The sequence below is a fragment of the Aeromicrobium sp. CTD01-1L150 genome (genome assembly GCF_041951745.1).
In the GTDB taxonomy this organism is placed as follows: domain Bacteria; phylum Actinomycetota; class Actinomycetes; order Propionibacteriales; family Nocardioidaceae; genus Aeromicrobium.
In genome coordinates this window covers 2,112,251-2,126,486 of sequence record NZ_CP169555.1, presented here as the reverse complement: position 1 = coordinate 2,126,486, position 14,236 = coordinate 2,112,251, and the positions used below count along the sequence as shown (strand labels likewise).

Here is a 14,236-nt window from a genome sequence, read left to right as displayed (position 1 = left end):
AGGAAGTCAAGACTGCCGAAAGGCTGCCTGATCAGTCACAGTGGACCCCGGTGCGTCGCGCGGGCCCACGAGGCGGCGCGGCGTCCCAGGTGGAGCATGGATCGCCCGCCTGAGACCACGATCGAGGGGGAACCTGACGTGAAGCGTGTGACCAAGAGGCTGTGGGGCCTCGGCCTCGCAGCATCGCTCGGACTGGCCTTCGTGTCCCCGGTCGGCGCGGAACCTGCGCCACCGACCGCAGGGCCGGAGCGCACCGGGCACGAGCACGACCTGCCCCATCCACTGGAGGACAAGCGACGCGACCTGCGAGATGCGGCGATCACGTCGGTCATCAACGGCGAGGCGTCACCGCAGACGCGTGGCGACAGCACCGTCGTCAAGGTCGGCGAGGCACCCGCGCCCGACCAGGCCGCCGCGCTCACCAACGACGACGCGCCCCAGGCGCTGCGCCGGCAGGCCGCTCAGGCCCGGCAGCAGGACCAGTACGTCGAGCTCAAGCAGGAACGTGCCGACAAGGTCTTCGTCATCCTGGCCGACTTCGGCGACGAGCGGCACCCCGACTATCCCGATGAGGACACCGACCCGGACACGCCCGGGCCCGAACGCTTCGACGGGCCGGCGCACAACGAGATGCTCGAGCCCGACCGCACCCTGGACAACTCCACGGTCTGGCAGGAGAACTACGACCGCGACCACTACCAGGACCTCTACTTCGCAGAGGGTGAGGACGTCGAGTCGGTCAAGACGTACTACGAGACACAGTCCTCGGGCCGGTACACGATCGATGGTGAGGTCCAGGACTGGGTCCGCGTGCCCTACAACACGGCACGCTACGGACGCGAGGACTCCGACACGTGGGAGTTCATCAAGGACGCCTTGGCCGCATGGGTCGAGGACCAGAAGGCCGCCGGGGCCTCCGACGCCGAGATCAAGGACAGGCTCGCCGAGTACGACCAGTGGGACCGTTACGACCACGACGGTGACGGTGACTTCAACGAGCCGGACGGCTACATCGACCACTTCCAGATCGTGCACGCCGGCCCCGGTGAGGAGGACGGCAACCCGAGCTATGGCGAGGACGCCATCTGGTCGCACCGGTGGTACGCCTTCCTCACCGATCAGGGCGTGACCGGGCCGGAGGACAACCGCCTGGGCGGCACCGAGATCCCCGGAACCGACCTGTGGGTGGGCGACTACACCGTCCAGCCCGAGAACGGCGGGCTGTCGGTCTTTGCGCACGAGTACGGCCACGACCTGGGCCTTCCCGATGCCTACTCCACCGCAGGCGGCGACAACAGCAACGAGTTCTGGACCCTGATGGCCCAGAGCCGGCTGAATGCCGAGGGGGAGGCCCTGGGCGAACGGGCCGGTGACCTCGGGGCCTGGGAGAAGCTCCAGATGGGCTGGTTGGACTACGAGGTCGTCCGCCATGACCAGAGCAAGACGCTCGACCTCGGGCCGCAGCAGTACCACTCGGAGAAACCGCAGGGCGCGGTCGTGGTGCTGCCCGACAAGGAGGTCACGCGCGACAACGGCGCGCCGGCATCGGGCGAGCACCAGTTCTACTCCGGCTCCGGGGACGACCTGTCCCACGCGATGACCACCTCGCTCGATCTCGGCGAGGCCGAGGGCACCGAGCTCACTGCCAAGGTCCGCTACGACATCGAGGAGGGCTACGACTTCGCCTACGTCCAGGCCTCCACCGACGGAGGCGACTCCTGGGACACCCTCGGCGGGACGATCGACGGCGAGCCGATCACCGAGGACGCCTCGGGCAACCCGGGCATCGACGGCGAGCAGGCCGAGTGGGCCGACCTCGTCGTTGCGCTCGATGCCTACGACGGCGAGGAGATCGACCTGCGGTTCTTCTACAAGACCGACGGTGGGCTGGCCGAGCCCGGCTTCTTCGCCGACGACGTCGTGGTGAGCGCCGGCGACGACGAGCTGTTGTCCGACGACGCCGAGAGCGGCGGCGAGGCATGGGAGTTCGACGGGTTCTCCGTGGTCGGTGCGGAGTCGACCGATGAGTACGACAACTACTACATCCTCGGGCACCGCACGCACGTCTCCTACGACCAGTACCTGGCGACGGGGCCGTACAACTTCGGGTTCGCCGGCACCAAGCCCAACTGGGTGGAGCACTACTCCTATGGCGAGGGCGTGCTGATGTCCTACTGGGACACCTCCCAGGCGGACAACAACACCATCGACCACCCGGGCGAGGGCCGGAACCTGCCGATCGACGCCAATCCCGAGCCGATCACCAACATCGTGACCGGTGAGCCGTGGCGGGCCCGGGTGCAGGTGTACGACGCGCCGTTCTCCACCACCAAGGCGCCCTCGATGACGTTGCACACCGACGGCAAGCCCAGCTACATCCGGGCCCAGGGCCCATCACCGGTCTTCGACGACTCCAAGAAGTACTGGTACTCAGAGCTCCCCGAGCACGGGGTGAAGGTTCCGCAGCACGGAGTGAACATCGAGGTGCTGTCGGAGAATGGCACGTCGGCAAAGGTGCGGTTCAACTGAACCCCTGAGCCGACGTCGCAGACGAGGGTCACGCGCTGGGGGGTGCGTGGCCCTCGTCGTGTCCGGACCTGCCGGAAGCCTGTGACGTGCGAGCCTCCGCCCCAACCGCACCGGAGCTGGTGCTCTGGGCCAGTCGAGGCGTCGGTCAGACGTCGTAGTCGATGACCAGGGGCGCGTGGTCGGACCAGCGCTCACCCCAGCTGGCGGCTCGGTCGACGGTGGCGTTCTTGGCGGCGGCGGCCAGGGTGGGTGTGGCGATCTGGTAGTCGATGCGCCAGCCGGTGTCGTTGTCGAAGGCCTGACCCCGCATGGACCACCACGTGTACGGTCCGTCGACGTCACCGGACAGCGTGCGGTGCACGTCGACGTACCCCAGCTCGTCGGCGAAACGGTCGAGGTAGGCGCGCTCCTCGGGAAGGAACCCCGACTTCTTCAGGTTGCCCTTCCAGTTCTTGATGTCGCGCTCGGTGTGCCCGATATTGAGGTCACCGGTCAGCAGGGCGTGGTCGGCGTGCTTGGCGAGGTGCGCCAGACGCGACGTCGACTGCTCCAGGAACCGGTACTTGTCCTGCTGCTTGGGCGTGCCGGCCTCACCGGAATGGACGTACGCCGAGATGACGGTCAGGACGGAGCCGTCGGACAGCTCGACGTCGGCCTCGATCCACCGTCCCGACGTGTCGAAGTAGGAGTCGCCGCCACCGACGCGGTGCGCCCGGGCCGGAGCCTTGCTGAGCACCGCGACGCCGGCACGGCCCTTGGCCTCGGCCTCGGTGTGCACCACCTCGTAGCCGAGCGGTGCCACGAGGTCGTGCACGATCTCATCGGGCGCGCGCACCTCCTGCAGCGTGACGACGTCGGGATCGCTGGCAGCGAGCCACTCGGCCATGCCCTTGCGGAGTGCGGCACGGATGCCGTTGACGTTGACGGTGGCGATGCGGAACACGACCGCAACCCTAGAAGGTGCTTGTGACACCTCCGGCACGCGGTCAGGTGGTGTGCGCGCCCGCGACGTCGATGACCCAGGCCAGCTCCCAGGCCCGCTCCTCCCACGCCTTGTAGCGTCCGCTCACGCCGCCGTGCCCGGCGTGCATCTCGGTCTTGAGCAGGACGTCGCCGCCGGTGGCCACCTCGCGCAGGCGAGCCACCCACTTGGCCGGCTCGACGTAGGCGACACGGGTGTCGTTGAGGCTCGTGACGGCGAGGATGGCCGGATAGTCCATGGCCGCGACGTTCTCGTACGGGGAGTAGGACTTCATGTAGGCGTAGACCTCCGGATCGTCCAGCGGGTTGCCCCACTCGTCCCACTCGATCACGGTGAGCGGCAGGCTCGGGTCGAGGATCGTGGTGAGGTTGTCCACGAACGGGACCGCCGCGAGGATTCCCGCGAAGGCGTCCGGCGCGAGGTTGGCCACGGCGCCCATCAGCAGGCCACCGGCGCTGCCGCCCTCGGCGACCAGGCGGTCCGCGCGTGTCCATCCATCGTCGACGAGGTGGCGTGCGACGGCGATGAAGTCGGTGAAGGTGTTCTTCTTGTGCAGCAGCTTGCCCTGTTCGTACCAGGCGCGGCCCAGCTCGCCGCCACCGCGCACGTGGGCGGTGGCGTGGACGAACCCGCGGTCCAGCAGCGAGAGCCGCGCGACCGACAGGCCCGGGTCCATGCTGGCCTCGTAGGAGCCGTACCCGTACAGCACCGCGGGCGCCGTGCCGTCGAGTGGCGTGTCCTTGTGGTGGACGATCGAGACCGGGACCCGGGTGCCGTCCTCGGCCGTCGCCCAGGAACGGTGCTGGACGTAGTCGGCGCGGTCGTACCCGCCGAGGACGACCTGCTGCTTGCGCTCGATCAGCTCGTCGGCCTCGACGTCGTAGTCGTAGAGCGTCATGGGTGTCACCAGTGAGCCCATCGCGACGCGGATGAGCGGTTGGTCCCACTCGGCGTTGGCGCCGACTCCGGCGGTGAAGAGCTCCTCGCCAAAGTCGATCTCACGGGGCTCGCCCAGGCCGTCCCGGCCGACGGGCAGCACCGCGATGCGCGCCAGGGCGTCACGCCGGTACGACAGCACGACGTGCCGGGAGAAGACGTCGACGTCCTCGAGCCGCACCCCGGGTCGGTGGGGGATCAGCACCTCGGGGGAGTCGGTCGGCCCGTCCACCGGGACTGCGACGAGCTCGAAGTCCTCGGCGTCGTCGTTGTGCAGCACGAGGAAGACGTCCCGGTCGCCGAACCGGGCGTGCTCCAGGGAGTACTCGACGCCCGTGCGTCGTGGCAGCACCACCCGGAACTCGCCGGTGGGGTCGTCGGCCTCCAGGACGCGGTACTCGCTGGTGATCTTGGACGAGGAGGCGATGACCAGGTACGCCTCGGAGTGGGTGCGTCCCACTCCGGTGAAGAACCGTTCGTCGGTCTCGGTGTGCACGAGGACGTCGTCTGACGGGTCGGTGCCGAGCTGGTGGCGCCAGATCTCGTGGGGCCGCCACGCGTCGTCGACCCGTGTGTAGAACAAGTGGCTGGCTCCCGCCGACCAGGTGGCGCCGTGACCGACGTCGGGAATCTCGTCGGCGAGCACCTCGCCGGTCTGCAGGTCCTTGACCCGGATCGTGTAGCGCTCGTCGCCGACGACGTCGACCGACCAGGCCAGATAGCGCCCGTCGTCGCTGATGCTGAACGCTCCGAGGGAGAAGAAGTCGTGCCCCTCGGCCTCGGCGTTGGAGTCCAGCAGCACCTGTTCGCCGGGCACCTCGACGCCGGGCTCGAGGTCCGGTGGCGTGCGGCCTGCCCTGGGGTCCGAACCTGGCCCGGAGCTGGCCCCGGTGGACGGGTCGAGCGGGCAGCGGCAGCGGATCGCGTACTGCTGGCCCTCGACGGTGCGCGAGTAGTACCACCATCGGCCGCGACGCACGGGCAGGCTGAGGTCGGTCTCCTGGGTGCGGGTACGGATCTCCTCGTAGATCGCCTTCCGCAGGTCTCCCAGGTGTGCCGTGCGGTGCTCGGCCCAGGCGTTCTCGGCCTCGAGGTGGGCGGTCACCTCGGGGGCCTCCTTCTCGCGCAGCCACTCGTAGTGGTCGACGAAGTCGTCGCCGTGGTGGCTGCGGACGTGCGGGTGTCGGGGCGCGACGGGCGGCTGCGTCATGTCTCGACGCTAGGGCACGGCGCTAGCCGGCGTGCCCGGGGGACAGGCGCGGGTCGTCGGCGGCGAAGGTGTGCACGGGCCCGGCGGGTGTGCTCCTCGTCTCGAACCGGACGGTGACCCGGCCCAGTCCGGCCCCCCACACCCAGCCGTCGCCGTGCTCGTCGTGGTGCGCGTCCATGCCCGGGGCCCAGGTGACGACGTCCGGCGTCTCCTCAGCGTCGGGCCGCCCAGCATCCGGCTGTTCGGGGAGTGGCTCCTCCTCGACGGTGAAGAGATCCTCCTGCACCCAGTCGGCCAGGCCGCTCGTGCCGACGCCGATGAGCCGCAGCCCGCCGGCGAGGTCGGTCTCGGTGAGCAGGTCCAGTGCTGTCTCGGTGAGGACGACGGGGGAGTCGGTGGGGCCGGCCAGCGTGGTGGAGCGGGTGTGGGTCGTGAAGTCGTGATGACGGACCTTGAGGGTGACGGTGCGTCCGGACAGTCCGCTGCGCCGCAGCCGCGCGGCCACCGAGCGAGCCATCCGGCCCACCTCCCGTTCCAGGCGCCCGCGGTCGGTGACGTCGTCGGGGAAGGTGTCCTCGACACTGACCGACTTGGTCTCCCGCTCGGACTGCACCGCGCGCTCGTCCTGGGCACGGGCGAGGTGCCACAGCGTGCGCCCGTGCGCCTGCCCGAGCAGGCGCACGAGCTCGTCCTCCTCCGGGACGCGCAGCTCCTCCACGGTGTGCAGGCCGACGCGGCGCAGGCGTTCGGCCGTGGCCGGCCCGACGCCAGGGATGGCCGTGACCTGCATCGGACCGAGGATGTCGAGCTCGGTTCCGGGGGCGACCACGTAGGCGCCGTCAGGCTTGTTGATCTCGCTCGCGATCTTGGCCATGAGCTTGGAGGACGCCACGCCGACCGAGGCAGTGAGCCCGTCCGTCAGGCGGCTGATGTCCGAGCGCAGGGCGGAGACGACGTCATCGACGGCGTCCGGATCGAACTCTGCCGCCGCGGAGAGGTCCACGAACGCCTCGTCGAGCGACAGGGGCTCCACGAGCGGCGAGAGCTCCCTGAGCCGGTCCATGACGACCGAGCTGGCCTCGCGGTAGGCCTCGAACCGCCCGGTGAGGAAGGCCGCGTGGGGGCACCGGGCGCGCGCCTCGGCCATCCGCATCGCCGAGCGGACTCCGTGCACGCGAGCCTCGTACGAGGCGGTGGAGACGACGCCGCGCGAGCTGAGACCGCCGACGATGACCGGGCGGCCACGCAGCGACGGCTTGTCGCGCTGCTCGACCGAGGCGAAGAAGGCGTCGAGGTCCAGGTGCATGATCGACGCCGTGGACCGCATGACCAGAAGCCTAGGCAGACGCTGCCTAGATGTCTGCGAAGCCAGGACTGAGCCGCCTCGCGGTCCACACCCGTGAGCCGTCCGAGGCCCTCTCCACAGGAGGGCAGGAAGGACGGTCATGGTCGCCGTGACGGCACGAGGCTGAAGGCATGACCTCATCCTCGCTCTTCACCGCCCACGACGTCCCGGACCTGATCGCGGCGTTGCCCACCTGCTTCGGGTTCGTGCCGCAGGAGTCCCTGTGCGCGATCTCCACCAGTGGCCCCAGGAACCGCTTCGGGTTCAGCGTCCGGGTGGACCTGCCCGAGGAGGACCACGTCGAGCAGGTCGCCGATCACGTCGCGATGCACCTGCAGCGCCAAGGGGCGGAGGGCGCGATCATCGTGGCCGTCTCCGAACGTCCGGAGCTCGCCGGCCGGGCCGTCTGGGCCCTGGAACGTGCACTGGACCCCGTCCTGCCCGTCGTCAGCGCATGGGCCACCGAGGAGCGGTACTGGACGACGTTCGACGACTGCGACCCGCGTGGACATCCGTACGAACCGTCGCCTCATCACCTCGCGGTGGTGCAGGCCGTCGCGGCCGGACAGCAGATCCTGCCCGACCGCGCGAGTCTGGAACGCCGCTACCTCCCGGAACGGAGCGCCCGTCGGGAGTGGATCGCCCGCAGCCTGGACGCGATGACCCTGGAGGTGGCGAGCCGGATGCACCAGAGCGAGGTCCCCGCCGAGGAGCTGGGACGCCTGGACGTCGAGCCGATCCTGGAAGGAGCGTTGCTCGGACGCACACCCTGCGAAGGTGACGTGCTGCGTCTGGCGCTGTGGATGTCGACCGTGTCGGTCCGGGACTTCGCCTGGCGGTGGATCAACCGTGAGACGGCCCGAGACATGCTGACGCTGTGGGCCCACGTGGCGCGGCTCGCGCCCCCGGGCCTGGAGCCAGGGCCACTGTGCCTGGCCGCCGTGTCGGCCTACGTACAGGGCGACGGCGCGCAGGCTCTCATCGCCGCCGAACGTGCCCAAGGGCTCGACCCCGACTACGCGCTGGCCGGCTTGATCGTGCAGTGCCTGCAGGCTGGCGTGCATCCGGAGCAGATGGACACCATGGGGGCCGACGTGCAGGCCTACCTCAATGATCCCGAGGATCACCGGGGACATAGCATCGGGACATGAACGCTGCTCGGGGGATCGCGTCGGTCGCTTTGGCCTGGGGCGCGTGGCTGATGGGTCATGCTGTGCTCACGTGGCGCGGTGACGAGTACTTCCGGCAGGTCCTGGTGCGGGACGGATGGTCCGGCATCGCGGTCGTCGGCCTGCTCGCCGTCATCGTCGGGTGCCTGCTCTTCGCGGCTGCTGCGGCGAGCCTGGCCTTGTCCTGGTGGGGGCTGCTCTCGGTGGGGGTCGTCCAGACGTTGATCGCACTGCTGAGCTGGTTCCTCTGGGGATCGGCGCTCTCTGAGTTCTTCATCCCGCAGTTCCTCGTGACGGCGCTGTACCTGCAGCACCTGTTCCTCGGCGTGCACCTCGCGCTCGGCGTGATCGCGGTGGCGCTCGCGCTGGCCGTACCGCTGCGTCCTCGCCTCACGATCGGCCGAGATGCGGCGCGACTCCTGTCGCTCGTCGCCGTCGTGCCCGCGCTGCTGGCGATCGTGCCTCTCGTGGAGGGAGGGCGTCGCAACACACGGGCACTTCAGGTGTTCGCGAGCCCCGAGACGCTCGCGCTCCTGCTGCTCGTGGTGGCCGCCGCCCTGCTCGCCATCGCCGCTCTCGCCGCGGTGCTCAGCGGAACCGGCCCTGCTGTGGCGGGCGCCCTGCTGAGCCTGATCGGGCTGGTGGGGCTGTTGACGCCGTCGTCCATCATCGAGGTCTCGTCGTCCGGGTTCGCCTACAGCCTGTTCCATCTGGCGGCCGCGGGCGGCTTGCTCGCGATCGGCGTGGTCCTCGGCGCGGGTGCCCTCGCTTCGTCAATCGCCGCGAGGTTCGCGCCCAAAGCATAGGCTGATCTCATGGGGCAGGACGTCGAGCACCGGCACTTCACCCGTGAGGACCGCACCCGCTACCGCGCGAAGGTGCGTCGATGTCTCGACGTCTTCGCTCGGATGCTCAGCGGTCATGACTTCAGCGTCGAGCATCCGCAGGTGGGCATCGAGATCGAGTTCAACCTGATCGAGGAGTCCGGGGACCCGGCGATGAAGAACATCGAGGCGCTCGACGTGATCGCCGACGACGACTTCCAGACCGAGCTCGGGCTGTTCAACATCGAGATCAACGTGCCGCCGAGCCGCGCTGCGGGGCACGGACTGACCGCGTTGGAGAGCGCACTGCGTGCCGACCTCAACGAGGCACAGCACAAGGCGACGTCCGTGGGCGCCAAGCTAGTCATGATCGGCATCCTGCCGACGTTGCGAGATGAGCACTTCAGTGCGGACTCGTTCTCGCCCAATCCGCGCTACCACTTGTTGTCGGACCAGATCCTGGCCGCGCGTGGTGAGGACATCGAGATCGTCATCGACGGAGTAGACCGCCTCGAGACGACCGCGGACACGATCATCCCGGAGGCTGCCTGCACCAGTACCCAGCTGCACCTGCAGGTCGAGCCGGAGGACTTCGCCTCGATGTGGAACGCGGCCCAGGCGATTGCCGGTGTGCAGGTCGCGGTCGGCGCCAACTCGCCGTTCCTGCTCGGGAACCAGCTCTGGCACGAGACCCGTATCCCGTTGTTCGAGCAGGCGACGGACACCCGCAGCGAGGAGCTGAAGGCTCAGGGTGTGCGCCCCCGAGTGTTCTTCGGCGAACGGTGGATCACCTCGGTCTTCGACCTGTTCGAGGAGAACGTCCGGTACTTCCCAGCACTGTTGCCCATCGTGAGTGACGAGGACCCCGTGGAGGAGCTGGAGGCCGGACGCGTGCCGCAGCTCGACGAGCTCCGCCTGCACAACGGCACTGTCTACCGCTGGAACCGGCCGATCTACGACGTCACCGACGCGCGCCCTCACCTGCGGGTGGAGAATCGTCTGCTGCCGGCAGGCCCGAGCGTGGTGGACACTCTCGCCAATGCGGCCCTGTTCTACGGCCTGACCACGGTGATCGGTCGCAGTGAGCGGCCCCTGTGGTCCCAACTGTCCTTCAGTGCGGCGGAGGACAACTTCCACAGCGCCGCCCGCACGGGTATCGAGACCGACCTGTACTGGCCCTCGGTCGGTACGGTCCCGGCTCGCGAGCTCGTCCTGCGCCACCTGCTGCCCATGGCTGGCGCCGGGCTGGACCAGATGGGTGTCGCGGGTGAGGTCTCCGGCCGGTTGCTCGACGTCATCGAGCGCCGGTGCGTGACGGGCGTGAACGGCGCGTCGTGGCTGGTGGAGGAATTCTCCCAGCGACTCGAGCGTGGGGTGGACCGGATGAATGCGCTGCGCTCGACGACGCGATGCTATGAGGAACACATGCACGTCAACGAGCCGGTGCACACCTGGCCGCACGGGTGATGCCACCGGCGGTCGAGCGTCTTGGGCACCGTGGCACAATGATGAGCAGAGGTTGACCAGAGGCCTCTTTGTTGCGCCCTGGCGCCGTTGTAGAGAGGTGGACGACTCGGTGAGTCCTGCTGCTGGATCGAGGTCGAGGGTCGCTGACGCGGCCGTGACCAACCGGCTGGCAGGCTCGTTGACGGACACGTCCTCAGCAACGGACCGGTCTCCTGACTCCGGCACCGCCACGAACGACGCGTCCCTGTCCACCACCGCGAAATCCGAAAAGACTGTGACGAAGACTCCCACGAGCGCCAAGAAGACCGCCCAGAAGTCCCCGGCCAAGAAGTCGGCTGCCAAGAAGGCTCCGACCAAGTCGGCCGCCAAGAAGGCTCCGGAGAAGGCGGCGACCGCGAAGGACAGCCAAGAGCTGGGCGATGGCAAGCCCGCGGCACCGGTCGACATCGCCGAGGCCTTGGACGTTCCCGCAGCCGAGGACGCAGTCCTGGTCGATGCGCAGGGCAAGAAGGTTCTGCCGGACATCAGCGACGAGGTCTTCGAGAAGGACGTCAAGAACGACCCCACCATCAAGGAGGACGAGTCGGCGGCGTTCACGCTGTCCGCCGCTGATGAGTCCGACGAGCCGGTGCAGCAGGTGCTGGTGGCCGGTGCCACGGCTGATCCGGTCAAGGACTACCTCAAGCAGATCGGCAAGGTCTCGCTGCTGACCGCCGGCGAGGAGGTCGAGCTGGCCAAACGCATCGAGGCCGGCCTGTTCTCGGAGGAGAAGCTCGGCAAGGGCGGACGGATCTCGGAGAAGACTCGCGAAGAGCTGCGGTGGATCGTCATCGACGGTCGTCGCGCCAAGAACCACCTGCTGGAGGCCAACCTTCGCCTGGTGGTCTCGCTCGCCAAGCGCTACACCGGCCGCGGGATGCTGTTCCTGGATCTCATCCAGGAGGGCAACCTCGGTCTGATCCGCGCGGTGGAGAAGTTCGACTACACCAAGGGCTTCAAGTTCTCCACGTACGCCACGTGGTGGATCCGCCAGGCCATCACCCGCGCCATGGCCGACCAAGCACGCACCATCCGCATCCCGGTGCACATGGTCGAGGTCATCAACAAGCTCGCCCGCGTCCAGCGTCAGATGTTGCAGGACCTGGGCCGCGAGCCCACGCCGGAGGAGCTGGCCCTCGAGCTGGACATGACACCGGAGAAGGTCGTCGAGGTCCAGAAGTACGGTCGTGAGCCGATCAGCCTGCACACTCCGCTGGGCGAGGACGGCGACTCCGAGTTCGGCGACCTCATCGAGGACTCCGAGGCGATCGTGCCGTCCGACGCGGTGTCCTTCACCCTCCTGCAGGAGCAGCTGCACGCCGTGCTGGACACGCTCAGCGAGCGTGAGTCGGGCGTCGTCTCCATGCGCTTCGGGCTCACCGACGGCCAGCCCAAGACGCTCGATGAGATCGGCAAGGTCTACGGCGTCACTCGTGAGCGCATCCGCCAGATAGAGTCCAAGACGATGAGCAAGCTGCGTCACCCGTCGCGCTCGCAGGTGCTGCGCGACTACCTGGACTGAGGATCTCCTCCTGCTCGTTCGGGATTTCCTGCTATGGCGGTGGATTTCTGACCTTGCATCCGACGTCGCTAGTAGTCGACGGCGCTTCTGGTCCAGATGTTGCTCATGCTGGAAGCGTGAACTTGGTCGAGCGTCTGCTGCGCTGGCGACGCCAGATGCTCACGGTCAGCCTCGGTGTGGTGGTAGTGGCCCTGTGCGGGCGCATGATCGCGGAGGAGGGCACCCTCACGTGGTCGACGGGCATGGGGCTGCTGTTCGGTGCCCTCTACATTGCGTTTCCCTCGGTCGTGCCGTGGGCACTGCGAAACCTCGGGATTGAGTGGGCCGGAGCGAACGGCATGGAACCTGACCTCCGGCGAGGACAGGTCCGTGCCTTCACCGACTCCCTCCTGGCCGGGGAGCGGTAGCCTCGATCGCTCGCAGTCGCCAGCTAGCCGTCAGTCGGTTCAGGCGCAGGCTGCAGCACGAGCCGCCGAGGAAGTCAACAGGCTCAATCCGGGGGCCGGTAGCCCCATCGAGCTATTCGTGGTCGCCGTTCGTGCATTCGGCTGCGAGTACGGGATGCGGAGACCTACCGTTCACTAGTGACGGAACTGACTGAGTCGGCGGATCCCGTGCGTGTGTGCCGCGAATGCAGCGCCCAGAGCTCGTCGCCGGGAGAGTTCTGCCCTCACTGTGGTGCCCCGTACATCGCGAGGCGTCGCCGGCCCTCCAAGAGCGTCATCGTAGTTGTCTCCGCCGTGCTGGTCTTGGCACTCGCTGGCGGGGGTACGGCCTTCGGTCTGAAGCAACGCAGTGACAGTCAGCGAGCCGAGGCCGCAGCAGCCGAGCGGGAACGCGAGGCTGAGATGCAGGAGCGTCGCGCGGCAAACGAGGAGGCCGAAGCCGAGGCGGAGCGCGATACCCGGGCATCAACGGTAGAGGAGCTCGAGAAGAACATCACCAAGAGCGCCAAAGAAGCAGTGGATGAGGGAGTGCTGGAGGGCCCGATCAAGAGGTCGAGCTGTACCGCCACCGGAGGCTCTGTCGACGACCTCACAGCACTCACCGCAACATTTGAGTGCCTGGCTATCAACGAAGAGCACGACGACGGCTCCGCCAGCGGATACCAGTACTCAGGGACTGTCGACTGGGATTCCGGGCAGATGCAGTGGCAACTGGGCGGATGACCACGACTCGCCGAGCCCTTGGCTTCGGCGACGATGAGCGTCGCGGACGGCCAGTACTTCGAGTCCAATGGTTGCGGTGCCTGGGTTCGGCAGTAGCGCGAAACTAAGCCCCAGTTGAGCCAACCCGAAACCGCCCAGGCCGATATCTCCCCGGTCGGGGGCGGTGCTGTCTAGGCCATGCCAATGATTGATCGCTCGGCGACGACATTTTCAATCCGCTGACAGGGGAATAGGTATGACCTAGGTTCATCTGAACCCCTCCCCATCGTCAGAGAGGATCTTGTGAAGGAATCGCCTTGGTTCTGGCCAGCGCTCGGGGTCGGGACGGCTGTCATCACGCTGGTTGCCTCCTACTTCATCCTGCGGTTCGCACCTTCCCCGGGCGAGATTGCCACACTGGTGCTGGCTGTTCTCTTGGTCGTACTTGCAACTCTCGGCTACCTCGCAACAAAGCGGGGGCGAGCGGCCACGTTCGTGGCTATCGCATTAGTTCTGCCCTACCTACTGATCGGGACAGTGGCATACGCAGCACTCGAGCGAGCGTCCTCCGAACTCAGCTCAATCTTCGACGATGAGTCTGAGCCCGAGGAGGATCTCTTCGACGAGGAGTCCTTCCATGATGAGGAGGAGCCCTACGGGGATGAGGGCGCGACCTACGGCTCGGACCCCACGCTCGACGCCCTGTGGGATGGGTGTGAGGCGGGAGACGCGGATGCCTGTAACGAGCTGTACGCAGAGTCGCCGGGTGGCAGCGAGTATGAAGCCTTCGCGGAGGCAAATGGCGGCGGCTTCTGAATGGCAGGCGCGACCATGAACATCTTGGCCGCGGCGGCACAGGTCCAGCCGGAATCGACGAAGAGCTCGGCGAGGCGCACACGGGTGCGTGGGGTCAGGACAGCGTTAGCGTGGGACACGAGCGCTTGAGCGCTTCCGGTCGGACGTTGTACTAGACAGCTCCACTTCACAACCGGAGGCCTTCGCCTGTCACCCAGACTCACCCATACCGAGCGGGACAACCTCCCTGGACATCACACCGTCTAGTCA

At 67.8% G+C, this 14,236-nt stretch carries 11 protein-coding genes and 1 pseudogene; 8 read left to right on the top strand and 4 right to left on the bottom strand.

The annotated features are described in order from the left end of the window. Positions 1-96 precede the first annotated feature (96 nt). Entirely contained in the window at positions 97-2,529 is a 2,433-nt protein-coding gene (locus ACEVFP_RS10510; protein WP_374999409.1) for an immune inhibitor A domain-containing protein, read from the top strand. A gap of 145 nt (positions 2,530-2,674) precedes the next feature. Here the strand turns inward: ACEVFP_RS10510 and ACEVFP_RS10505 are convergent, their stop codons facing one another. Genes ACEVFP_RS10505 through ACEVFP_RS10495 form a run of 3 tightly spaced genes read right to left on the bottom strand, consistent with a single transcriptional unit; the run spans position 2,675 to position 6,984 of the window. Continuing rightward, the gene (locus ACEVFP_RS10505) at positions 2,675-3,472 is read right to left on the bottom strand and encodes an exodeoxyribonuclease III (RefSeq protein ID WP_374999408.1); all 798 of its coding nucleotides are present in this window, start codon (positions 3,470-3,472) and stop codon (positions 2,675-2,677) included. 43 nt (positions 3,473-3,515) lie between these two features. Continuing rightward, complete coding sequence (locus tag ACEVFP_RS10500; protein WP_374999407.1) at positions 3,516-5,657, bottom strand: S9 family peptidase; 2,142 nt, start codon at positions 5,655-5,657, stop codon at positions 3,516-3,518. 22 nt (positions 5,658-5,679) lie between these two features. After that, entirely contained in the window at positions 5,680-6,984 is a 1,305-nt protein-coding gene (locus ACEVFP_RS10495) for a DNA polymerase IV (RefSeq protein WP_374999406.1), read from the bottom strand. 149 nt (positions 6,985-7,133) lie between these two features. Here ACEVFP_RS10495 and ACEVFP_RS10490 point away from each other — a divergent pair, with 149 nt between their 5' ends. The 7 genes from ACEVFP_RS10490 (at position 7,134) to ACEVFP_RS10460 (ending at position 13,987) form a co-directional block, all read left to right on the top strand. After that, complete coding sequence (locus ACEVFP_RS10490) at positions 7,134-8,153, top strand: DUF4192 domain-containing protein (RefSeq protein WP_374999405.1); 1,020 nt, start codon at positions 7,134-7,136, stop codon at positions 8,151-8,153. Then, entirely contained in the window at positions 8,150-8,977 is an 828-nt protein-coding gene (locus tag ACEVFP_RS10485) for a hypothetical protein (RefSeq protein ID WP_374999404.1), read from the top strand. Before ACEVFP_RS10490 ends, ACEVFP_RS10485 begins: the two co-directional genes overlap by 4 nt. 9 nt (positions 8,978-8,986) lie before the next feature. Continuing rightward, the gene (locus tag ACEVFP_RS10480) at positions 8,987-10,462 is read left to right on the top strand and encodes a glutamate--cysteine ligase (protein WP_374999403.1); all 1,476 of its coding nucleotides are present in this window, start codon (positions 8,987-8,989) and stop codon (positions 10,460-10,462) included. Between the two features lie 97 nt (positions 10,463-10,559). Then, entirely contained in the window at positions 10,560-12,023 is a 1,464-nt protein-coding gene (locus tag ACEVFP_RS10475; protein WP_374999402.1) for an RNA polymerase sigma factor, read from the top strand. A gap of 116 nt (positions 12,024-12,139) precedes the next feature. Further along, a complete protein-coding gene (locus ACEVFP_RS10470; RefSeq protein WP_374999401.1) occupies positions 12,140-12,430 on the top strand; it encodes a hypothetical protein in 291 nt (96 codons plus the stop codon). A 177-nt stretch (positions 12,431-12,607) separates the two neighbouring features. Beyond that, entirely contained in the window at positions 12,608-13,192 is a 585-nt protein-coding gene (locus ACEVFP_RS10465; protein WP_374999400.1) for a hypothetical protein, read from the top strand. A 282-nt stretch (positions 13,193-13,474) separates the two neighbouring features. Further along, complete coding sequence (locus ACEVFP_RS10460) at positions 13,475-13,987, top strand: hypothetical protein (RefSeq protein WP_375003881.1); 513 nt, start codon at positions 13,475-13,477, stop codon at positions 13,985-13,987. Here ACEVFP_RS10460 and ACEVFP_RS10455 read toward each other — a convergent pair. Next, positions 13,981-14,106, bottom strand: a pseudogene (locus tag ACEVFP_RS10455) (IS481 family transposase); the annotation flags it as partial. The gene ACEVFP_RS10460 and the pseudogene ACEVFP_RS10455 sit on opposite strands and share 7 nt — an antisense overlap. Positions 14,107-14,236 lie beyond the last annotated feature (130 nt).

What these genes read in the sequence shown, in the direction of transcription:
- ACEVFP_RS10510 (WP_374999409.1), top strand. Translation starts at nt 97, where the DNA reads ATGGATCGCCCGCCTGAGACCACGATCGAGGGGGAACCTGACGTGAAG.
- ACEVFP_RS10500 (WP_374999407.1), bottom strand. Translation starts at nt 5,657, where the DNA reads ATGACGCAGCCGCCCGTCGCGCCCCGACACCCGCACGTCCGCAGCCAC.
- ACEVFP_RS10495 (WP_374999406.1), bottom strand. Translation starts at nt 6,984, where the DNA reads ATGCGGTCCACGGCGTCGATCATGCACCTGGACCTCGACGCCTTCTTC.
- ACEVFP_RS10490 (WP_374999405.1), top strand. Translation starts at nt 7,134, where the DNA reads ATGACCTCATCCTCGCTCTTCACCGCCCACGACGTCCCGGACCTGATC.
- ACEVFP_RS10485 (WP_374999404.1), top strand. Translation starts at nt 8,150, where the DNA reads ATGAACGCTGCTCGGGGGATCGCGTCGGTCGCTTTGGCCTGGGGCGCG.
- ACEVFP_RS10480 (WP_374999403.1), top strand. Translation starts at nt 8,987, where the DNA reads ATGGGGCAGGACGTCGAGCACCGGCACTTCACCCGTGAGGACCGCACC.